Consider the following 21,853-nt stretch of genomic DNA (forward strand, 5'->3'; position numbering starts at 1 on the left):
CTTTTACGCCATTATCAAAAAGAACAATAAAAATCTCTCACAGCAAGAAATCTGTAATATTACTGAAATATTTGTTCTCTAACATCGCCCGCAGATTCAACTACAGACCGAAAAATGAACTGAAAGGTCAACGGAGAAAATTATGATGAACCAAGCTACTTCAACAGTGGCACCAATTTCGAGCACAGCTCGTTGGTTACGCTGGGCTAACTTGGCATTCATGTTATATCTGCTTCTTCTAGCAGTATCTATGGTTGGTAGTGGCTTTAAATGGGCAACTGGCGATCAAGCTAAGGTGCTATTTGAATTTGCCGCACACCCAGTTGCAGGTCTAATGATCGGCTTGGTGGCAACAGCCTTAATTCAGTCTTCAAGTACTGTAACGTCTATTATTGTAGGCTTGGTTGCAGGTGGCTTACCTGTAGAAACCGCTATCCCTATGGTGATGGGTGCTAACATTGGTACCACAGTGACCAATACGCTTGTATCTCTTGGCCACGTGCGCTGTAAAGAAGAGTTCAAACGTGCATTTGCAAGTGCAACCATTCACGACTTCTTCAACTTGCTTGCTGTCGCTATTTTCCTTCCGTTGGAAATGATGTTCGGCATTTTAGAGAAAGTTTCTCACTGGCTTGTTTCTCCACTGCTTGCTACTGGTGATATGAGCATTAAAGGCTTCAACTTTATTAAACCAATTACAAAGCCAGTCGTAGGCGCAATTAAAGAGCCACTTTCTACCTTCGGTGATACTGTTGGCGGCGTCATGCTTATTGCTTTGGGTATTGCGACTATCTTCGTTGCAATCACAGTGATGGGTAAATTAATGAAGAGCCTAATGGTTGGTCGCGCACGTGAAATTTTGAAAAACGCCATCGGTCGTGGTCCTATTCACGGCATCGTATCAGGCTCAATCGTGACCGTTCTAGTACAATCTTCCTCAACCACGACAAGTTTAATGGTTCCGTTGGTTGGTACTGGCGTGTTGAAAGTACGAGATATCTACCCTTTCACTCTGGGTGCTAACATTGGTACTTGTATTACGGCACTACTAGCAGCGACAGCGGTGTCTGGAGAGTTCGCAGTATTCGCACTACAAATCGCTCTAGTCCACTTAGTATTTAACATCATGGCGACGCTGTTTATCTTTGGAATTCCATTCCTACGTGAGATTCCGGTTAAAGGCGCTGAGATGATTTCTGAAATGGCTATTAAGAATAAAGCAGTTGTTGGTGGTTACCTAATGTCAGTATTCGTTATTCTACCAGGTGCAATTCTAGCCCTAACAACGTAACAACAACGACATACCATCGCTTATTGTTTAGGCTCCACATCGTGGAGCCTTTTTTATGATAATTAAACTGTTCAAATCGATTGTCCGGTGATAATTTGAGCCACATCAGCATGCTTATGCTGAGCTATCTCATTTGGAGTCGACAACATGACGCAGCTTAATGACGCTATTTCTGATCAGCTACTCGCAATAGACGAAAACCTAACCCAACTGGTTGCTGATATTGATATCCTCAGTAGCGTGAATCCTCTTAATTATGCTCAAGAAAGAGAACGTTTCATTAAAAACAAATATTCTCAAGAGCCTAATTTTCAATATTCAATTACTAACGTAGATACCCACAGCGCAAAGCGACGTCTATATGAGCTACCTCTAGAAAACATTCAAGACACCCAACTGCAGAGGCTGTACGCGGATGTAATTCAGTCTTATGCAGATAAACTGGATCAAGTGAATACCATAGGTACGCAAGAGTTTCTTTATAACTCCTTACGCTATTATGGGGAACCGAGCGCCAAAGATATTGCCAACGCCCATTTCATATTGCACCTTCCTACAGAAGAAGAAAAAGAACCTCAGCACGATAGCCGTGCAATAGCACGTTTCATGCAAAATTTTGCTCAACGCAATGGGTATGAATGTGAAATACAGGTGTTGGACGGGATGTTAGCAAACGCACTAGTTTCAGGGTCTCGAGTCAAAATTAACCACGCGGCGTACATCACCACTGATGAGCTGGAGGCTCTTGCACATCATGAAATGGGAGTACATCTCCTGACTACGCTTAACGGTCGTCAACAACCGCTAAAAGTCCTGAGCTTAGGTTGTCCTGCCAATACCAACACTCAAGAAGGGCTGGCTATATTATGTGAGTATCTGTCAGGACATTTCAGTATCAAGCGCCTAAGAACCTTAGCCTTACGAGTTCTGGCAGTAGAGTCGATGATCAAGGATCGCGATTTCCGCCATACGTTCATGCTATTAAAAGAACAGTATAAAGCTTCTGATCTTCAAGCATTTACAACGACTGCCCGAGTCTATCGAGGTGGAGGTTTAACGAAGGATTACTTGTATCTTAGAGGATTCCGAGAGGTGCTCAATGCCTATGATAAATTGGGCGATGACTTTTCACTATTGTTGTGCGGGAAAACTGAGCTGAAGTACTTTGAGCTTATCCGTTCATTAGTGAGTAAAGAAATATTCACTCAACCTAAGTTTATTAGCCCGGCACTATCCACACCGATGCAGACCAGCCCAATTCACCGTTATATTGTCAGTGCACTAAAATAATACCTTCTAAGTACAAAAAAGAAAAAAGCTCCATTCGGAGCTTTTTCTATATCTTGAAGAACGATACTCGTTACACTGAGAATGGGTAACGAATAGGATCGTGATGCTCGTACCCTTCAACCCAAAAGTCATCCAGTGTGACCCATGTTTCCAAATCTTCTAGAGATTTAATCTCTGGGTTGATATGGAACGTCGGCGCTTTTAATGGCTCACGCTTCAACTGAACATCGCGCATCAGTTCAAGCTGGTCTTCATAAATGTGAGCATTCACAATCTTATGAAATGCCTGACCAGGTTTCTTGCCCGTAATTTGCGCCATAATCGCCAAGAACACGTAAACTTGAACCATATTGAAGTTTAAGCCAAGCGGTACATCACACGAACGCTGAGTACTATTCAGGTAAAGCGTATCATCCAGCAATGAAAAATGGTGACTGTACATACAAGGACGCAAGCACCCCATGTGGAACTCACCCGGGTTGTAGAAGTTCAAGATTTCACCGCGGTCATCAACACCACGCGTTAAGTCATCCACTATCTTACGTAGCTGGTCAACATGACCACCATCAGGTTTCGCCCAGGCGCGCCCTTGAACCCCATAGACACGGCCCATGTCGTCTTCGCCTTTACGGTATGGGTTATTCAACCAGGCATCATTTAGGTTGGCATTGGCATCCCAGGTTTTCGTGCCCAGCTTACGAAAATCTTCCGCATTATCGTAACCACGAATATACCCTAATAGCTCTGCAACGGCCGCTTTCCAAAAACTTTTACGTGTGGTGACCAACGGAAATTGATTGTTCGCAACATCGTAGGTTAAATCCGCGTTGATTACGGTCAGGCAGCGCTTGCCTGTACGCTCATTTTCAACCCAAACACCTTGGTCAACGATGCGTTGACACAAATCTAAATACTGTTTCACACCAATACCTTACTTCGTCTTTTGTGGTAATTCGTCTTTGTAATGACCACGTTTGTATGCCCAAACCATCATGAGGACACCGATAACCACCATTGGCAGGGATAAAATCTGTCCCATGGAAATAAAGCCACCGAATAACCCCAAATGAGCGTCTGGTTCGCGCACGTATTCTACTAGGAAACGGAAGGTTCCGTAACCCGCAAGAAAGAGTCCTGAAACAGAACCTAGAGGACGAGGTTTCTTGATGAACCAATTCAAAATGAAGAAAAGGACGATACCTTCAAGCGCCATTTCATAAAGCTGCGATGGATGACGTGGCAGTGGACCGCCATTTGGGAAAACGATCGCCCAAGGCACATCCGTTACTCGGCCCCACAACTCGCTGTTCATGAAGTTACCTAAACGCCCCATACCCAAACCAAATGGCACAAGCGGCGCGATAAAGTCAGCAACACCGAAGAAAGTTCGCCCGTTTTTGTGTGCATACCAGAACATCGCGGTAATCACACCCAGTAAGCCCCCGTGGAAAGACATACCACCGGTCCACACTTTAAATAGATACAAAGGGTCAGCCAGGAAGAGCTCAAAATTGTAGAAAAGCACGTAGCCTACACGGCCACCAATCACCACGCCAAGGAAGCCTGCGAACAACAAATCAGAAACCTGCTCTCGTGTCCAACCACTTCCAGGCTTATCCGCACGTCGGTTCGCTAACCATAGAGCAAACATAAAGCCCACAAGGTACATCAAACCGTACCAACGAACCGAAACAGGACCAATAGAGATTAAAACCGGATCAATATTGGGAAATTCAATATATCCCTGAGACATAAATCATTCTCTTCTTATCACAACAAAATAAATATACCCAAGTAACCTCTAGATGCTTGGTTCAGCGAGAATGACTTGGGTACAAACTTAGAGCAGCATGGTCGCTGCAACAAACATTAAGAACACCGCGAATATCTTTTTTAATACCGCAGTTGGAAGGTTAGTTGCCAGCTTCGCACCCACTTTTGTTGTGAGCATCGAGGCCATAGCAATCGCTAATAAAGCGGGAAGATAAACATAACCAATACTGTATGAAGGTAAGCCTTCGACTTTATAGCCATGTAAGATGAAGCCGATCATACCAGAAATAGCAATCACGCAACCACAAACGGAGGATGAGCCCACCGCTTTACGCATCTCTATCCCATGTTTATTTAAAAATGGTACCGACAGTGAGCCACCACCAATACCAGCAAGGCTTGATACGACACCAATTCCCGTGCCGTAAACTACAGTCACAGGGCTGCTCGGCATAGGTTTACTGCTCGTAACTTTAATGGAACGAAACATTTGTACTGACAGGCAAAGAACAATGACACCAAACACTTTCGGCAAATAGTGTGTAGGGATCCACTCAGCAATATTGGCACCAACAAAGCCACCAATGACCACACCAGGCATCAACCATTTTACGACAAACATATCGACATTGCCGAGCTTAAGGTGATTCATCGCCGATGAGCCAGACGTGACAATAATACTCGCTAACGAAGTGGCTAAGGCCATGTGCATACTCATTTCTGGAGAGATCCCAGCAAGAGGAAGCAAATACAACAAGGCAGGAACAACAATCAAACCACCACCGATACCGAGTAACCCCGCCATCACACCCACAAAAGCGCCTAGCGCCAACAATAACAAAAATAAAGAGACGGTCACGATTTCCTACTTTTTACCTGCACGGATAAAGCCCGCAAAGCCCTGTTGAATGAAGAAGTCATGCATCATTTGATGAATGTCCTCCCCATAGGATTTTGTCATTGCTTGCTCCGCTAATTTTTCTAATTCTTCTTGTTGACTATGACGAATCAAATATTTCACCTTAGCCACGTTGGAGGTGTTCATACTCAAACTGGTATACCCTAACCCAAGTAAGAGAAGAGCGCCAAATGGATCACCCGCTAGCTCACCACAAATACACACGGGCACCTGATATTTATCACACACCTCATGGATTTGCTTAAGCGCTAACAGTACCGCAGGATGCATAGATTCATAGACATCCGCTACGCGCGAATTGTTCCTATCTACCGCTAATAAATACTGAGTTAAATCGTTTGTCCCGACAGAAACAAAATCAACACGGTGAGCAATCGTTGGCAACAGATACACCATCGATGGTACTTCAATCATGACCCCAATTTGTGGGAATTGAATTCTATCATCAAGCAAAACGGCTTCGCTGTGAGCTTGATTAATCAAGCTAATGGCATCGTCTAGCTCTTTTACCCCTGACACCATTGGCAATAAGATACTTAAGTTTCCGCTTTCTGCACTCGCTCTTAACATTGCACGCAGCTGGATCAAGAAAATGTCTGGATGATCCAATGTAAAACGAATGCCACGCCAGCCTAGAAACGGATTATCTTCTTCGATGGGCAAATACGGCAAAGGTTTGTCACCACCAATATCCAAAGTACGCATCACTACTCGTTGATTCGGATAGCTGTTAAGTATTGCTTGGTATTGATGATACTGCTCATCTTCCGAAGGAAAGTGATGCTGAAGTAAAAATGCAATCTCAGTTCGGTACAACCCAACACCATCAACACCTGTGTTGATGGCAATATTACTGTCTGCACTGAGTCCCGCATTCAGCATAATTTCGATATGGTGATTATCTTGCGTAACCGCAGGGAGTGCGAGGTCCTTGTTTACCATGGCAAACAATTCAGACTCTTCGCTTACTAAGCTGCGATACTCTCGCAACAACTGGCGGTTTGGCTCTAAGAAGATCTCACCCGTATAGCCGTCGACTATCCCGAGTTTGCCATTAACCACATCCGGATTAATGTTGGCGCCCATGACTGCAGGGACCCCAAGAGCTCGAGATAAAATGGCAGCGTGAGAGTTTGCGCCTCCCTCTAATGATACGACAGCTAACAAAAACTCTTTAGGTACAGAAGCGAGCAAGGTGGCAGTGAGTTCATTCGCCACCAAAATAATGGGACGATCAATTGCAGAATTTTCTTGCTCGCTGTTGTGCAGAAAATAGAGCAGCCTTTGCCCTAACTCTCGGATATCTTGCGCTCTTTCACGCATGTATACATCCGACATTCTTGCAAATCGATTCGAGTATGACTCTACAACTTGGCGTAACGCCCAGTCTGCCCTGTCTCCTTTTTCAATCTGCTTCTTCAAATCACCGCGAAGCATCGGATCATTCAGTAAGTGAGTAAACAGATCGAAGATCGCCAGCGCATCTTTGTTGATTTCACTGTCCAGTTTTTTCCGCATGCGGCGAAAGTCATTTAACGCTCGCTCTATGGCCACCAGTAGTGTCTCGTGCTCGCGTTCCTTATCTAACGTGGACGAAGGGAAAATATCCGATAAACTCGGCTGGGTATTGTCGAACCAAAACTCTCCAATCGCGACACCAGTAGACGCAGGCAAACCTTTTAATACCGTGGGTTTAGATGCTAACTGCCAATGCCCAAGATTCTGCGCATGTGCAATGAGCACCGCTAACTGAGCGGATAAGGTAACAAGAAACGATTCTTCCATTTCACTAAACAAGCGCGGCGTTTTTTGTTGGATCACCAACACACCTAAAACTTGTTTACGATGAATGATTGGAGTAGCTAAAAAAGAGTGGTAAATCTGTTCGCCGAGTTGAGGAAAGAATTTGAACTCGGGGTGTTTTGAGGCTTCGGCAAGGTTAAGGGGTTCAGCGCTTCGTTTTACCAACCCAACCAAGCCTTCATTGAAGTTGATATGAATACTATCACCTTCAAAAATAAGGCCTTGAGTTGCCATTAACTCAAGGCGCTGCATTTCTTCATTAGCAAGATAGATAGTACAGCACTCAGTACTAAGGGCAGCACAAGTCTCTTTCACCAATATATCGAGTGCCAGATGCACATCATCGACCCTGGAGACTTTCTCAACTATTTCCCTTAGCTGACTGAGCATGATTATCCTCTACGTTGCTTTTTTCTTTTCCCTTTCGCTTTTCTCTCTCGAAAAGGCATGGCTAAGGATGCAAATTCTTTCATCGCTCGTCGATAAACATCTCGCTTGAAAGAAACAACTTGCCTAACTGGATACCAGTAACTTACCCAGCGCCAACCATCAAATTCAGGGGATTTTCCGCGTTGCATATTAATGCGAGACTCATCGCATTCTAATCTCAGCAGAAACCATTTCTGTTTTTGGCCGATACAAACAGGCTTGGAGTCCCAACGCACCAATCGCTTTGGTAGCTTATATCTTAACCAATGACGACTTGTTGCAATGATCTTAACGTCTTTTTTCGTTAAACCGACTTCTTCGTATAACTCCCTGAACATGGCTTGTTCAGGGGTTTCACCTTCGTCAATCCCACCTTGTGGAAATTGCCATGAGTGTTGCCCGTATCGTTTAGCCCAGAAGACCTGACCATGGTTATTACATATCACAATACCAACATTAAGTCGGTAACCATCGCCATCTATCACTGGCTAACCTCTATGAATAAATTTTTTATTACCGTGATTTTTCCACATATCCCCATTACTAGCAAACTTACTGATGTGATATGAGCAAGATTTATTACCTTTTCAGCATTTTTGGATATCTTTTAATCAAACCATACCTTATCAACACAAGAGTGAGACATTGCCCACATTTATTCACCTTTTCTGTGAATAACTTTGTGAAGAATTCAATTCAAATGAGTAATTCAGTTCAATCCCATCAAATGAAAAACAAATGAATAAACAAAAAAACAAACATAAAACATTGATAAAAAAGTATTTATTTTTAAAAATAACGATAATTCGATCTTCAATTTCTTGATGATCTTTTCACCAAACTCAGATCGGTCAAAGATCCACCAACAGGCTATTTATCCACACTTACCTGCTATTCGTTTAGATGATTACAACAAAATCAACCCCAAAAATGCATTTTAACCCCTGTTTATTCATACAGACCTCGTCAGGATCTTATCAATACCTCCTACACCTGTGGATAAGTTATGAATTGATCGTTCTTACACCGCCTCGGTGAAATCTTAAACAGTAGATTTGGTCGGAGTTTGATAAACTATATTTTTTGTAATACCACCTTGTAACTATGAAACCAGAACCACAAACAGAAGCAGAGCTATTGGAACGAGCGCATGATATGGCAGGACTCAGTTTTGCTGAGTTGGCCGCCGAGGCGAATATGATTGTTCCTGAAAACTTAAAACGTGATAAAGGTTGGGTGGGTCAATTACTCGAATGGCACTTGGGCGCTCCAGCTGGCAGTAAACCTCAACAAGATTTCGCAAAACTAGGGATCGAGTTGAAAAGTATTCCGATCAGTTACTCTGGCAAACCTTTAGAAACAACCTTTGTTTCTGTGGCCCCCCTCACTGGTGTTCATGGTCTTACATGGGAAACAAGTCATGTTCGAAACAAGCTATCTCGTGTGCTTTGGGTACCCGTAGAAGGAGAACGAGAAATCCCACTCGCTGAAAGACGTGTGGGCAGTCCACTCATTTGGTCACCAGATGAAGAAGAAGAACGGATTTTGCGAAATGACTGGGAAGAGTTAATGGAGATGATCGTCTTGGGAAGATTTGATCAAATTTCCGCCAGACACGGAGAAGCGCTGCATCTTCGCCCTAAAGCCGCAAATGCAAAAGCGCTCACCGAAGCATATAACTCAAATGGTAAGCCGATGAAAACTCTGCCCCGAGGCTTTTACCTTAGAACACAGTTTACTGAACAGATCTTACTCAAGCACTACATTAACACTCAACCAGAATAAAACCATATCAGCTATTTAGTGCGTCACGAGCGATAACTCAATATCGCAGTATGAGGCTGCCTCTTCAGTGCCACATTCGTCATACGCATTGCGCAGCCTTAAATACGCTTTATCGACCCCTAGCCTCAATAGTTCTTCTTTTACTAAGTCTAGAGAGCCAAAATGTATCGGGTCTTCACCGTCTTTAATCGGCTCAAGTTGATGCTTGTACTCCACAGCTAAAAGATAGTCAGAGACATCAGAACACCCAATCACAAATACTTTGGGAGTTTTATAAGTATCTTTATGTGGACCATGTAGCCACATGTCCAATTGATGCTTCTGCATAACATACCTCCTTCACACGATCATTTAAGTGTAGTTAGGCTAACTGTAGCTTTCGAGTTTGCTCTTCCTTTATACGTAAATCATTTGCGATTGCGGCTAAAAATCCCCTATATTGGAGTCACTTATTTAGTCGGTAACTCTTCAAGGACGTGATATGCAATACACAAAACTACCGCACTCATCACTTGAGATCAGTAAAATCTGCCTCGGCACTATGACGTTTGGCGAGCAAAACACAGAAAAGGACGCCTTTGAACAGCTCGACTTTGCCCTCGATCATGGGGTGAACTTCATCGATACCGCAGAGATGTACCCTGTACCGCCAAACTCGGAAACACAAGGGCTCACCGAGCAATACATCGGTAATTGGTTAGCAAAAAGCGGCAAAAGAGAGAAAGTAGTACTGGCAACAAAAGTGGCAGGCCCTCGCAATGTTCCTCACATTAGAGACAACATGAGCCTTAATCGTCGCCACATCCATACAGCAATTGATGACAGCCTTAATCGTCTACAAACCGATTATGTCGATTTGTACCAACTACATTGGCCGCAGCGTCAAACCAACTGCTTTGGTCAACTCAACTACCCATACCCTGACAAACAAGAAGAAGTCACGTTAATTGAAACGTTGGAAGCGCTTACTGAATTAGTGAATGCAGGTAAAGTGCGCTATATCGGCGTATCCAACGAGACGCCGTGGGGGGTGATGTCGCTACTGCGTTTGGCAGAAAAACACGATTTGCCAAGAATTGTCTCCATTCAAAACCCATATAACTTATTGAACCGCAGCTTCGAAGTTGGCTTGTCTGAAATCAGCCATTACGAAGGCGTTCAGTTACTTGCCTACTCTCCTTTGGCATTTGGCTGCCTGAGTGGTAAATACCTAAACGGGGCAAAACCTGAAGGCGCTCGATGCACTAAGTGGGAGCGTTTTGCGCGCTACTTCACTCCACAAGGTGTTAAAGCGACCGAAGCTTACGTCAATTTAGCTCAAGAGCATGGTCTAAACCCTGCACAAATGGCGCTCGCGTTTGTCAATCAGCGTCCATTTGTTGCTTCTAACATTATCGGAGCAACAAACCTAGACCAATTAAAAGCCAATATCGACAGTATTGATTTGCAACTTAGCGACGAACTACTTACTGAAATTCAAGCAATAGGTACAACTTACTCGAATCCTTGCCCTTAACAGTACCACCTTCAAACGAAAACAGCTGATCTTCAAGATCAGCTGTTTATCCAATGAAGTCATACTTCATATAAAAAGTTAAGCGTGTTGAATGACTCGTTAGCAACTCAGTCAGCCCAACACGCTAACGATTACGTCATTATTCGCGACGTTAAGACTCGACGAAGGTGACGAACTCGACGTTCAACTTTTACTGCATCCGGAACATTGGCACGTGTAGAACGACCATCGCGATCTAAACCAATATCCCTCAATAGATGAACATTCGTCCATGGAATATCATGAGCAGTTCGGCGTATGGTACGCTGCCATTGCTTTTCTTCGCGTTTAAGGTCTGCTTTCAATAGCAAAGTGGCCAATTGTAAGTAAATAGAGTGACGCATAATATTTTCTCCGATTATCGATGTATTCGACTGGGAAAAATAGTGCGTAAAATGAACAGAAATATTCTGTTGATACTAAGCCGCTACTTTCCCGCAGCCTAGTAATAAATATGATAGGTTACGGATTAATTTTTATCTTGTGAGCCAGTGGTATTGGTATCATCCGATTTAAGGGTTATCGGAGCGATAGGCATACGATCAGCGCAAGCAGTGGTGTTAACAACGTAATGTTTCATCTTGCGCCTCCTAGCTAAAAATTAATCCGTTTATGAAAGGTATAACTCATTGAGTTACGGTTAAATTGTAAGCTTTGATGAATATATATCAAACATTTTTTGCCTTTTTGATTAAAAACAAATCAATACACCGCAATTTAGTTTCATATACTTTTATGTATAACATATTCACCTGAGGAATATATAAATTTGCGGATTTTATAAATCAAACCAAACAAAAAATAAAAAGAGCGGCTCTGTGGCCACTCTCTTTTATTGTATTTATTCGCCTATTTGACACAGGGAAAGGCCAACTACATGGCTTGTTCGGAAATCAAGTTATGTTTATTAAGTAGTCGATACATGGTTGCACGCGAAACTCCGAGCTCTTTCGCCGCATTTGAAACTTGACCAGAATGAGATTCCAAAACAACCAGCAACGCATCACGTTCACTCTTCTCTCGGATTGATTTCAAGCTGCGCTTTGAGTCATTACGTTGAGGTAAATCTAAGTGATGCTCTTCAATCATTACGCTGTCGGACATTAATACCGCTCGCTTCACTTGGTTCATCAGCTCACGCACATTTCCAGGCCAGAAATAACGTGTCAGTGCCTTGAATGCATCCTCAGAAAAGCTTTTTGCTTGCGAGTTGTACTCTTTTGAGAACTCTTGTAAGTAGAAACGAGCCAGCAATGCGATGTCACTCGCACGTTCTTTCAAGCTAGGGACATTGATGCGCAGAACGTTGATGTAATGGTAAAGTTCTTCATTGAAGTCACCGTCAATCAAAGCTTTTTCAACATCTGACGAGTTAGCAGCAAGAATGCGTACGTTAACCGCTTTTACGCCATCTTTGGTATCAATGGTGCCTTCTTGCAAGAATCTCAGCAGATTCATTTGCTGCTCTTTTGAAATGGTAAGAATGTCATTAAACAACACGGTGCCACCATCTGCTTGTTCAAGCAGGCATGCTTCCATATCTTCATCGGCGTTAATACCAAATACTTCAGCTTGGAAACGTTGTTCATTGAGTGCGCGACAGTTAATTGCCATAAACGGTTTATGAGAGCGTGAAGAGACTTTATGGATGGCCCTAGCAACCGCCTCTTTACCAGTCCCACTTTCCCCAGAAATCAGAATGCTGACGTCCGTTGGACCAATGCGCTTCACTTGATCGCGTAAACGTTTCATCGGGATAGATTCACCGATCAGACCCATATCTAAACTGCTACCAAAACTAGGCCAAACTTTTTTCTCCAACTTAAGCATGCCAAGCTGGTGACCTATTGTGCTTAATAACTGTGCATCTGGGATCGGCGCTGTGAAAAAATCGATACAAAAGTTAACAATGAACTGGCATATGGTGTCAGTGCCAAGCTGAGATTCACGAATAAACGCTAACCAACGTACGTGTTTGTGAGAGCTGACTAAGTTCGCCAAACCATTCAAGCTGAACTCGTCATGGCTGAGATCAACAATACCGATACATGGACCAATATCTTCTAACAGCGTATTAGCTTTGCGTAAATCACCTACTTGGTGACACTTCCAGCCCACTTGCTCCAGTACCGATAACCAAGGCTCATAAGTACCGCCAACTACCACAAGCGATCCCGGGATGGAATCCATCTTAAACTGCCCAGCCATTCTCTAACCCTTTTTCATTGTTAATAGAAATTTTGTGCCACAAACTTATCTTTGCGAGCGGGTAACATTATCGAGACTCCGCCCCCTCACGTCTGTCTCAGTATTAAGACTATGCAATAGATTGAGATTTGGCGAATGTTTATTTGCATATCCCATTAAAAGGCAAATGCAACAACTTGAATTAACTTAACTAAAAGGCAAAAAAAAACCACCCGAAGGTGGTTTTTTACTCATCCTATCGAATTACGCTTGCGGGCGCATTGCAGGGAATAGGATCACGTCACGGATAGTGTGCGTGTTAGTCAGTAGCATAACCAAACGGTCGATACCGATACCTTGGCCTGCTGTTGGCGGTAGGCCGTGCTCTAGAGCAGTGATGTAGTCTGCATCGTAGAACATTGCTTCGTCGTCACCAGACTCTTTCGCTTCAACCTGTGCTTTAAAGCGTGCATCTTGGTCTTCAGCATCGTTAAGCTCTGAGAAACCGTTCGCTACTTCACGGCCACCGATAAAGAACTCAAAGCGGTCTGTAAAGAACGGGTTATCATCGCTACGACGAGCCAACGGAGAAATATCTGCTGGGTAACCAGTGATGAACGTAGGCTGCATTAGCTTAGGTTCTGCTGTTTCACCAAAGATCTCTTCAAGAAGCTGACCACATGTCCAGAAAGGTTCTACTTCAACGTGAACAGATTTCGCGATAGAAACCATTAGATCACGGTTTTGTAGGTCTTCTTCTGTTAGCGCTTGGATTTGCGCGTGGTCTGGGTTGTAGTGCTTGATTGCTTCGAACATGCTCATACGAGTGTAAGTACCACCAAACTCAACCGTTTCATCACCGTAAGGCATTGACGTTGAACCTAGAACTTCTTGCGCCACTGAGCTTAGTAGTTCTTCAGTTAGGTCCATCAGATCTTTGTAGTCTGCGTACGCCATGTAGAATTCCATCATTGTGAATTCTGGGTTGTGGCGTGGAGAAAGGCCTTCGTTACGGAAGTTACGGTTGATTTCGAATACGCGATCAAAACCACCAACAACTAGACGCTTCAGGTATAGCTCTGGCGCGATACGTAGGTACATTGGCATGTCTAGTGCGTTGTGGTGCGTGATAAATGGACGCGCACTCGCACCGCCAGGAATAACGTGCATCATTGGCGTTTCAACTTCCATGAACTGCTTAGAGATCATGAAGTTGCGGATTGCAGACATGACTTTAGAACGTACTACAAACGCTTGACGAGAGTCTTCGTTAACGATCAGGTCAACGTAACGTTGGCGGTAACGCATCTCTTGGTCAGTTAGACCGTGGAACTTCTCTGGAAGTGGACGTAGTGCTTTGGTTAGCAACTCGTACTCTTCCATGTTCACGTATAGGTCACCTTTACCAGACTTATGAAGTGCACCTTTAACACCGATGATGTCACCGATATCTAGACCTTGGTATTTTTCTTTAAGTACTTTTTGAACCGCTTTGTCAGCGTAAGCTTGGATACGGCCAGAAGTTTCTTGAATTACCAAGAATGGACCACGTTTAGCCATGATACGGCCAGCGATTGCTACTACGTGGTTAAGCTCTTCTAGCTCTTCCTTCGTCTTTTCACCGAACTCTTTCTGAAGGTCGCCCGCTAGTGTGTCACGACGGAAGTCGTTTGGATGGCCGTTCGCTTTGCAGCTCTTTCGGATTGCATCCAGTTTAGCGCGGCGTTCAGCAATCAGCTTATTTTCTTCTAGTACAGTTTCGTTTTGAACAGCATCAGTCATTTTCGATGTATCCTGTTTTTGTCGGTGAAAAGCTTTATAGACCTGATTTCAGGCTAGCTTCAATAAATTTGTCCAGATCGCCATCAAGAACCGCTTGAGTATTACGGTTTTCAATGCCCGTACGGAGGTCCTTAATACGTGAGTCATCCAATACGTAAGAACGGATCTGGCTACCCCAGCCAATGTCAGACTTAGCGTCTTCATTAGCTTGTTTTTCCGCATTTTGCTTTTGCAATTCAAGCTCAAATAGCTTCGCTCGAAGCTGTTTCATTGCCTGATCTTTGTTCTTATGTTGAGAACGGTCATTCTGACACTGAACCACTGTGTTCGTAGGTACGTGCGTAATACGTACCGCAGATTCTGTGGTGTTTACGTGCTGACCACCTGCGCCTGACGCACGGTAAACGTCAATACGTAGGTCGGAAGGATTAATGTCGATGTCGATGTTTTCATCAATCTCTGGATAGATGAACGCAGAAGCAAATGACGTATGGCGACGACCGCCTGAATCGAACGGAGATTTACGAACAAGACGATGAACGCCCGTTTCAGTGCGTAACCAACCGTACGCATACTCACCAGAGATGCGAACTGTTGCCGACTTAAGACCCGCGACTTCACCTTCAGAGACTTCAATCACTTCAGCTTTGAAGCCCTTCGCTTCTGCCCAACGTAGGTACATACGCAGCAGCATGTTAGTCCAGTCTTGTGCTTCTGTACCACCAGAGCCAGCTTGCAAATCGATGTAACAATCAGAGCTATCGTGGTCTCCAGAGAACATACGACGGAATTCAAGCTTTTCTAGCTTCTCTTCCAACTCAGCAAGTTCTGGTTCAATTTCGTCAAATGTTTCTTGATCTTCTTCTTCTACAGCCAGCTCAAGAAGACCTTCTACATCTTCCACACCTTGCTCTAGTTGATCAATGGTTTCAACAACCGCTTCTAGTGATGCACGCTCTTTACCCAGTGCTTGCGCACGCTCAGGTTCGTTCCATACATCTGGTTGTTCAAGTTCTGCGTTGACTTCTTCTAGACGCTCTTTCTTCGCGTCATAGTCAAAGATACCCCCTCAGGACATTTGTGCGCTGAGACACGTCCTGCAGACGGTTTTTAATTGGATTGATTTCAAACATGTTTACTCAACATTTTAGAATAGAATTTAACCGAGAAATTCTACTGAAAAATGTGACCGAGATACAGGAAAATTTCGGATGAGAAATCAGATTGCGGTGAGAGAGAGCACGGTCATAAAATTTTACGCCCACTTAGGGGCAACCGTACTCTATAAGAAAGGTTGATCTAGGTATTACTTAGCTTCGATATGGTCGATCATCAATTGCAATGATTGATTACCACGAAATTCATTCACATCCAGCTTATACGCGAGACGTACTGTTTTAACCGATGCATCTGGCCATCGACGTAGATCAACATTGAATGCGATACCGTCGATCATCACATTGGTAGGGTGACCTTTATAAAGCGGCTCTAACATCAATTTAAGATGCTTCTCACCCACCAGCTTTTGATGCAGTACTTTAAACTCACCATCAAAGATTGGCTCTGGGAAAGCTTGTCCAAAAGGGCCACCCGATCGCAGCTGTTCAGCAACATGCATAGAGAACTCTTCCGGCTTAAGTTCGCCATCTGACATGATCACGCCTTTTAGCGCCGCTTCATCGAGTTCCTTTTTTACCACTTCATCAAACAAACGACTGAAACGCTCAAAATCCTGCTCTTTAATCGTTAAGCCTGCTGCCATGGCGTGTCCACCAAACTTGATGATCAAACCCGGGTTTTGCGTGTCGATGAAATCCAACGCATCGCGCATGTGTAGCCCCGGAATAGAACGACACGAGCCTTTAATCGTCCCTTCTCCACCATCAGCAAATGCAATGACTGGACGATGAAACTTCTCTTTAATGCGCGAAGCCAAAATACCAATCACACCTTGGTGCCAATCACGTTGGAATAAGGCTAAGCCATAAGGAAGCTCATTGCCTTCACCAAACTGAAGGCGCTCACAGAAAGCCATCGCTTCTTGCTTCATGCCTTCTTCAATCTCTTTACGAGTCTGGTTCAAGCCATCCAATTCACTTGCCATGCGACGAGCTGCGTGGATGTTGTTACACATCAGCAGTTCAACACCGAAAGACATGTCATCAAGACGACCTGCTGCGTTAATACGTGGACCTAAAGCAAAGCCAAAATCGGACGCAACTAAACGACGCGCATCGCGCTTAGCGACCTCAATTAACGCTTGGATGCCGGGACGCGCTTTGCCCGCACGAATACGTTGCAAACCTTGGTGTACAAGAATGCGGTTGTTTTCATCCAATGGAACGACGTCGGCGACGGTACCCAGTGCAACAAGGTCAATCAGTTCCATCAACTTGGGCTCTTGCATCCCCTGTTCTGCAAACCAATTGTGTTTTCGCATATGAACGCATAGTGCCATCATGAGATAAAACGCGACCCCCACCCCCGCAAGCGCTTTAGATGGAAAGCTACAGCTCTCAAGGTTTGGGTTCACCATTGCATCCACATCAGGCAACACTTGTCCTGGCAAGTGGTGATCGGTAACGAGCACGGTAATGCCATTTTCTTTTGCGTAACGCACACCTTCGATTGATGAGACGCCGTTATCCACCGTCATGATCATCTCAGCGCCAAGCTCTAAGGCTTGGTCAACGACTTCTGGACTTAACCCATAACCGTCTTCAAAACGATTTGGCACTAAGTAATCCACATTGTGACTACCAAGCATACGCAGCGCGAGTACTGATAATGCTGAGCTTGTCGCACCATCAGCGTCAAAATCACCGACAACGATGATGCGTTTTTGTTCTTTTATCGCCTGAAACAAAAGATCGACAGCTTGCTCAATCCCCCCGAGTTTTTGATATGAATGCAACCCACGGGCCGACGTTTCTAATTGTGAAAGATCCGTTATCCCACGGTTGATGTAGATACGTTTAAGAATCGGAGGAATGGAATCAGGAAGAAGGGAAAGATCTGGTTCAGGACGTCGTTGAATTTCTATCATGCTTGAAAGAGCCGACAACTTTGCCGGCTCTGCTCCTAAAGGATTATAGTTGCTTTAAACGTTTCAATAGCTCTGCAGGTGGTAGGTAGCCACCAACCATTTCGCCATTCGGTAAGAAGATTGCTGGCGTACCAGAAATACCCAATTGGCGACCTAGATTGTAATGCGCCTGGATGGTTTCTTTACACTGTTTCAAGTCTTTCGCAGGGTTATCAAATGTACGATTCACTTTCGCGTTGTGCATTGCCGACGCCGGATCTTCAGCACACCAAATCGTTGCCATTTGCTCTGCCACAGGGCCAGTTGCACCTTGGCGAGGGTAAGCCATGTAACGCACTGTAATACCTAGATCATTATAGCCTTGCATTTGGCTATGCAGACGCACACAGTAACCACAGGTGATATCTGTGAATACGGTCACAACATACTTTTCATCGTCGGCTTTGTATTCGATCATGCTATCGGAGAACTGCGCAATTTTCTCGGCGTTAAGCGGCGCTTGACGCTCTGCTATGACATCTTTGTAACTGCCATCATCATTAATGGCATAAAGCGTACCAGCGATAAAATGGCTACCATCATTTGAAGCAAACAGGATCCCGCCATTGGTTTGAATTTCCAATAAGCCAGCGACGTCTGATGGTTGAATATCAACGATAGATAAACCAAGCTTTGAGAACTTAGTTTTTAATGCTGCTTCATCAAAGCCGCTTTGTGCAGCTGGCGCCACTTGTTGCGCAGGAGTCTCCGTTTGAGCCTGACTTTCTTCTGCACCACAAGCGGTAACAAAAAATGGTAAAGTCAGCAGAGTTAGTCGGCGTAATACGCTCATGAAATTCACCTTAATGTAAAATCGTTTTTCCAAGAAGACATGGATGAATCTAACCATTGTTACGCTCTTGGGTGGTGTTGACTGTGGATCTGCTTCAATCGTTCAGTCGCCACGTGAGTATAAATTTGCGTGGTCGATAAGTCACTATGTCCTAAAAGCATCTGTACGACCCTGAGATCTGCGCCATAGTTCAATAAATGCGTGGCAAAGGCATGCCGCAGTACGTGCGGCGACAGCTGATCAGTATCAATCCCTGCTATCAAAGCATAGTACTTAATACGGTGCCAAAACGTCTGACGAGTCATTTGTCTTGCGCGTTTACTAGGAAAAACAATATCAGATGATGTATCACCAAGTAACGCAGGGCGCCCTTGTTGAATGAACGTCTCGATCCAATCGACCGCGTTTTCCCCCATAGGAACCAGGCGTTCTTTACCACCTTTACCAGTCACGCGCACCACCCCTTGGCGCAAGCTAACATTTTCCATGGTCAAACTGACGAGCTCTGTCACACGCAACCCTGTCGCGTAGAGTAGCTCTAGCATCGCTTTATCGCGCAATTCTATAGGGTCATTCGGGTCTGGCGCTTCGAGCAACGCGTCCACTTGCTCTTCACTAATATCTTTGGGTAAACGTTGTGGCAGTTTAGGGCTAACCAAGAGCGCACTCGGGTCATCAGCACGCACCTTCTCACGATGCAGGTATTGAAATAAACGGCGAATCGCCGACAACATACGCGCACGAGACGTCTGTTTGTAATCTAAATCTACAAGGTGGCTTTGATATTCTTGCAAGCCAGACAAACTGATAAAATCAAGACGGTATCGATGTTTTTCCATCCACACGAGCAGCTTCATTAAATCGTTTCGGTAGGAAGCCAACGTGTTCTCTGATAGGCCACGCTCCATCCACATCGCATCTAAGAATTGCTCAACAAGCGAAAAATCTTGTTGATTGACAGGCTGTTGTGCCGTCATGAATGCTTCCTTATCTGTTTATATTTACAGTATTTAGATTAAAGCACCTGCCAATCCAATACCATAAAAAATCATCCCACATAGGATATTCGCTGCAATCTTCCTCAATTTATGGTTAGAATCTTCCACAACAGCAACACAAATAACGACGAATATAATGAAAATCGGACTCTTTTACGGCTCAACGACCTGCTACACCGAAATGGCAGCAGAGAAAATTCGTACCCTTATTGGTGAAGACCTTGTCGACATTCACAATGTGAAAGAGACACCGTTATCACTAATGGCGGACTACGACTTATTACTCCTTGGCATCTCAACTTGGGATTTTGGTGAAATTCAAGAAGATTGGAACGCGATTTGGCAAGACATCGCGACCACACCACTGAAAGGCAAAGTTGTAGCGCTGTTTGGTCTGGGTGACCAAGAAGGTTACGGAGAGTGGTATTTAGATGCGATGGGCTTACTTCACGATGAATTGCAAGCCACAGGCGCAACCTTTATCGGTTACTGGCCAAATGAAGGCTACGAATTTGAAGCATCGAAAGCATTGATCGAAGATGGCAGCAAGTTTGTTGGACTTGCGTTAGATGAAGACTCACAGTACGAACTGAGTGATGAACGCATCGAAAAATGGTGTGAACAAGTTCTTGTGGAATTCCACGACACGCTTTAATAGCGCAAACACGTAATCATTAAAAAGTAAAAAGCCCGATGAAGTAATTCATCGGGCTTTTTATTATCTTGATAACGCGAAGTGATTACGCGGTTTCTTGTGCTAGCTCTGGGCGAGGTTTCGCGATGAAGAACATGCACACGATAGCCGCAAATGTTGGAAGCACCCAACCCATGCCGACTTCGAATAATGGCAACATGTTAAACGCAGAAACATCAATACCCGATACTTTTGCCGCATCAACCAACGCAAACAGCAGAGATACAAGCAGTACTGCACGGTAAGCAAAGCGTGGATTCGGCAGTTTGCTACGCACAAATGTTAGTGCAACCAACGCAATCGCCACAGGGTACAGCGCAAACAATACTGGCACTGACAGAGAAATCAGCTGCGCAAGACCAACGTTTGCAACCAATGCACAAACAGAACCATTAATCAGTACCCATTGCTTGTATGACAGTGGTGTTTTCGAGCTGAAGAAATCTGAACACGCAGAAATCAAGCCAATCGCGGTTGTCAGACACGCTAGCAATACGATGACAGACAGAACGATTTGACCGTATGGACCAAACAACGCTTGAACGTATTGGCTAAGCACTAGGCCACCATTATCAGCACCAGCAGCAACCGTTGCACTCGTCGCACCTAAGTAAAATAGTGAGATGTAAACAAACGCAAGACCAGCAGCGGCAATACAACCTGCATAGATCAGATATTTAGTAGTTGCAGAGCGCTCAGTAATGCCTTTACCGCGTAGTGCGTCAACCATCAGCATGCCAAACATCAATGACGCGAACGTATCCATTGTGTTGTAGCCTTCTAAGAAGCCTTTGGTCAGAGGCTGCGTTAGGTATTCACCGTGCGCGCCAATCATATCGCCCTGAGGATCAAGGAAGACAGCGACAGCAAGAATGATCAAACCAACGAACAATGCTGGTGTCAGTACTTTACCGATAAGATCGATCAAACGGCCTTGGAACCATGAGAACATCATCGCTGCGATAAAGAAGATCACTGAGAACGCTGTCAGATGCGTTTGTGACGCCTCAAGGAAGAAAGGTTTCACCGCCATCTCGTAAGCCACTAGGCCTGTACGAGGCGCTGCAAACGCTGGACCAATGATGATGAAAATCAGTGCAGCCATAAGAACTGCCGCTTTTTTCGGAAGATCTTGCGTCAAGTGATCCCAAGAACCACCAGCAACAGCAATAGCAACGATAGTAATAAGAGGTAGACCTACCGCTGTTAGCAAGAAACCAAACATAGCTGGCATTAAGTTTTCACCCGCTAACTGACCCGCTAGAGGTGGAAAGATAATATTGCCCGCACCTAAAAAGAACGCAAATAGCATAAAGCCTACTGCGATAATATCTGTTAGTTTTAACGTCTGCTTCACAGATAACCCTTGTCTTTTAATTAATGAATGTTGTGTATGCTTAGACCACTTTTTGTATACCTAAAGTCAATAAGTACACGTGGTTCAATCTATAAAATTTTCGCCGCATAAT

19 protein-coding genes are annotated in these 21,853 nt (G+C 44.4%); 5 read left to right on the forward strand and 14 right to left on the reverse strand.

All coding sequences use genetic code 11. From position 1 onward, the window contains the following. Nucleotides 1-145: 145 nt before the first annotated feature. A complete protein-coding gene (locus tag R7D93_RS13140) occupies nt 146-1,291 on the forward strand; it encodes a Na/Pi symporter (protein WP_025768431.1) in 1,146 nt (381 codons plus the stop codon). Nucleotides 1,292-1,438: 147 nt separating this feature from the next. Next, the gene (locus R7D93_RS13145) at nt 1,439-2,581 is read left to right on the forward strand and encodes a flavohemoglobin expression-modulating QEGLA motif protein (RefSeq protein ID WP_062730733.1); all 1,143 of its coding nucleotides are present in this window, start codon (nt 1,439-1,441) and stop codon (nt 2,579-2,581) included. A 70-nt stretch (nt 2,582-2,651) separates the two neighbouring features. Here the strand turns inward: R7D93_RS13145 and R7D93_RS13150 are convergent, their stop codons facing one another. The 5 genes from R7D93_RS13150 to rppH all read right to left on the reverse strand — a co-directional run bounded on the left by R7D93_RS13150 (nt 2,652) and on the right by rppH (nt 7,990). Further along, nucleotides 2,652-3,503: a thymidylate synthase gene (locus tag R7D93_RS13150; protein WP_005381947.1), complete on the reverse strand. Its 852-nt coding sequence runs from the start codon at nt 3,501-3,503 to the stop codon at nt 2,652-2,654. 9 nt (nt 3,504-3,512) lie between these two features. Continuing rightward, the gene (gene lgt, locus R7D93_RS13155; RefSeq protein ID WP_005381948.1) at nt 3,513-4,334 is read right to left on the reverse strand and encodes a prolipoprotein diacylglyceryl transferase; all 822 of its coding nucleotides are present in this window, start codon (nt 4,332-4,334) and stop codon (nt 3,513-3,515) included. A gap of 87 nt (nt 4,335-4,421) precedes the next feature. After that, nucleotides 4,422-5,213, reverse strand: coding sequence for a sulfite exporter TauE/SafE family protein (locus R7D93_RS13160; protein WP_005385965.1), 792 nt, complete (start codon nt 5,211-5,213; stop codon nt 4,422-4,424). Between the two features lie 6 nt (nt 5,214-5,219). Next, nucleotides 5,220-7,466: a phosphoenolpyruvate--protein phosphotransferase gene (ptsP, locus tag R7D93_RS13165; RefSeq protein ID WP_104975865.1), complete on the reverse strand. Its 2,247-nt coding sequence runs from the start codon at nt 7,464-7,466 to the stop codon at nt 5,220-5,222. 2 nt (nt 7,467-7,468) lie between these two features. Next, the gene (gene rppH, locus R7D93_RS13170) at nt 7,469-7,990 is read right to left on the reverse strand and encodes an RNA pyrophosphohydrolase (protein ID WP_005381953.1); all 522 of its coding nucleotides are present in this window, start codon (nt 7,988-7,990) and stop codon (nt 7,469-7,471) included. Nucleotides 7,991-8,609: 619 nt separating this feature from the next. Between rppH and mutH the strand changes: the two genes are divergently transcribed. Further along, on the forward strand, nt 8,610-9,290 hold the full coding sequence (mutH, locus tag R7D93_RS13175) for a DNA mismatch repair endonuclease MutH (protein WP_017821501.1): 681 nt from the start codon (nt 8,610-8,612) through the stop codon (nt 9,288-9,290). Nucleotides 9,291-9,305: 15 nt separating this feature from the next. Here mutH and R7D93_RS13180 read toward each other — a convergent pair whose 3' ends face one another. Then, nucleotides 9,306-9,617 carry a DUF6482 family protein gene (locus tag R7D93_RS13180; RefSeq protein ID WP_005381772.1) on the reverse strand — a complete coding sequence of 104 codons (312 nt, stop codon included), beginning with the start codon at nt 9,615-9,617 and terminating at the stop codon, nt 9,306-9,308. Nucleotides 9,618-9,771: 154 nt separating this feature from the next. Between R7D93_RS13180 and R7D93_RS13185 the strand changes: the two genes are divergently transcribed. Beyond that, the gene (locus tag R7D93_RS13185) at nt 9,772-10,806 is read left to right on the forward strand and encodes an NADP(H)-dependent aldo-keto reductase (RefSeq protein WP_005381774.1); all 1,035 of its coding nucleotides are present in this window, start codon (nt 9,772-9,774) and stop codon (nt 10,804-10,806) included. Nucleotides 10,807-10,937: 131 nt separating this feature from the next. Here the strand turns inward: R7D93_RS13185 and R7D93_RS13190 are convergent, their stop codons facing one another. The 7 genes from R7D93_RS13190 to xerD form a co-directional block, all read right to left on the reverse strand. Then, a complete protein-coding gene (locus R7D93_RS13190) occupies nt 10,938-11,189 on the reverse strand; it encodes a hypothetical protein (RefSeq protein ID WP_005381776.1) in 252 nt (83 codons plus the stop codon). A gap of 529 nt (nt 11,190-11,718) precedes the next feature. Next, complete coding sequence (gene vpsR / locus R7D93_RS13195; protein ID WP_017635067.1) at nt 11,719-13,053, reverse strand: cyclic-di-GMP-binding transcriptional regulator VpsR; 1,335 nt, start codon at nt 13,051-13,053, stop codon at nt 11,719-11,721. A gap of 243 nt (nt 13,054-13,296) precedes the next feature. Continuing rightward, the gene (gene lysS / locus R7D93_RS13200) at nt 13,297-14,814 is read right to left on the reverse strand and encodes a lysine--tRNA ligase (RefSeq protein WP_137281723.1); all 1,518 of its coding nucleotides are present in this window, start codon (nt 14,812-14,814) and stop codon (nt 13,297-13,299) included. 34 nt (nt 14,815-14,848) lie between these two features. Then, nucleotides 14,849-15,947, reverse strand: a protein-coding gene (gene prfB, locus R7D93_RS13205; RefSeq protein WP_100068604.1) for a peptide chain release factor 2 whose coding sequence is annotated in 2 segments (ribosomal slippage) — nt 14,849-15,871 and nt 15,873-15,947 — 1,098 coding nt in all. Because the reading frame shifts where the segments join, the coding sequence is not laid out codon by codon here. Nucleotides 15,948-16,120: 173 nt separating this feature from the next. Continuing rightward, nucleotides 16,121-17,860, reverse strand: coding sequence for a single-stranded-DNA-specific exonuclease RecJ (gene recJ, locus R7D93_RS13210; protein WP_017821504.1), 1,740 nt, complete (start codon nt 17,858-17,860; stop codon nt 16,121-16,123). Between the two features lie 43 nt (nt 17,861-17,903). Further along, a complete protein-coding gene (dsbC, locus tag R7D93_RS13215) occupies nt 17,904-18,692 on the reverse strand; it encodes a bifunctional protein-disulfide isomerase/oxidoreductase DsbC (RefSeq protein WP_005381786.1) in 789 nt (262 codons plus the stop codon). Nucleotides 18,693-18,751: 59 nt separating this feature from the next. Continuing rightward, entirely contained in the window at nt 18,752-19,669 is a 918-nt protein-coding gene (xerD, locus tag R7D93_RS13220) for a site-specific tyrosine recombinase XerD (protein ID WP_005381788.1), read from the reverse strand. A gap of 157 nt (nt 19,670-19,826) precedes the next feature. Between xerD and fldB the strand changes: the two genes are divergently transcribed. After that, a complete protein-coding gene (gene fldB, locus R7D93_RS13225; RefSeq protein ID WP_005381790.1) occupies nt 19,827-20,345 on the forward strand; it encodes a flavodoxin FldB in 519 nt (172 codons plus the stop codon). Between the two features lie 85 nt (nt 20,346-20,430). Here the strand turns inward: fldB and brnQ are convergent, their stop codons facing one another. Then, the gene (gene brnQ / locus R7D93_RS13230; protein WP_005381792.1) at nt 20,431-21,741 is read right to left on the reverse strand and encodes a branched-chain amino acid transport system II carrier protein; all 1,311 of its coding nucleotides are present in this window, start codon (nt 21,739-21,741) and stop codon (nt 20,431-20,433) included. Nucleotides 21,742-21,853 lie beyond the last annotated feature (112 nt).

This window comes from Vibrio sp. YT-15, from assembly GCF_033337445.1.
Taxonomy (GTDB): Bacteria; Pseudomonadota; Gammaproteobacteria; order Enterobacterales; family Vibrionaceae; genus Vibrio; species Vibrio alginolyticus.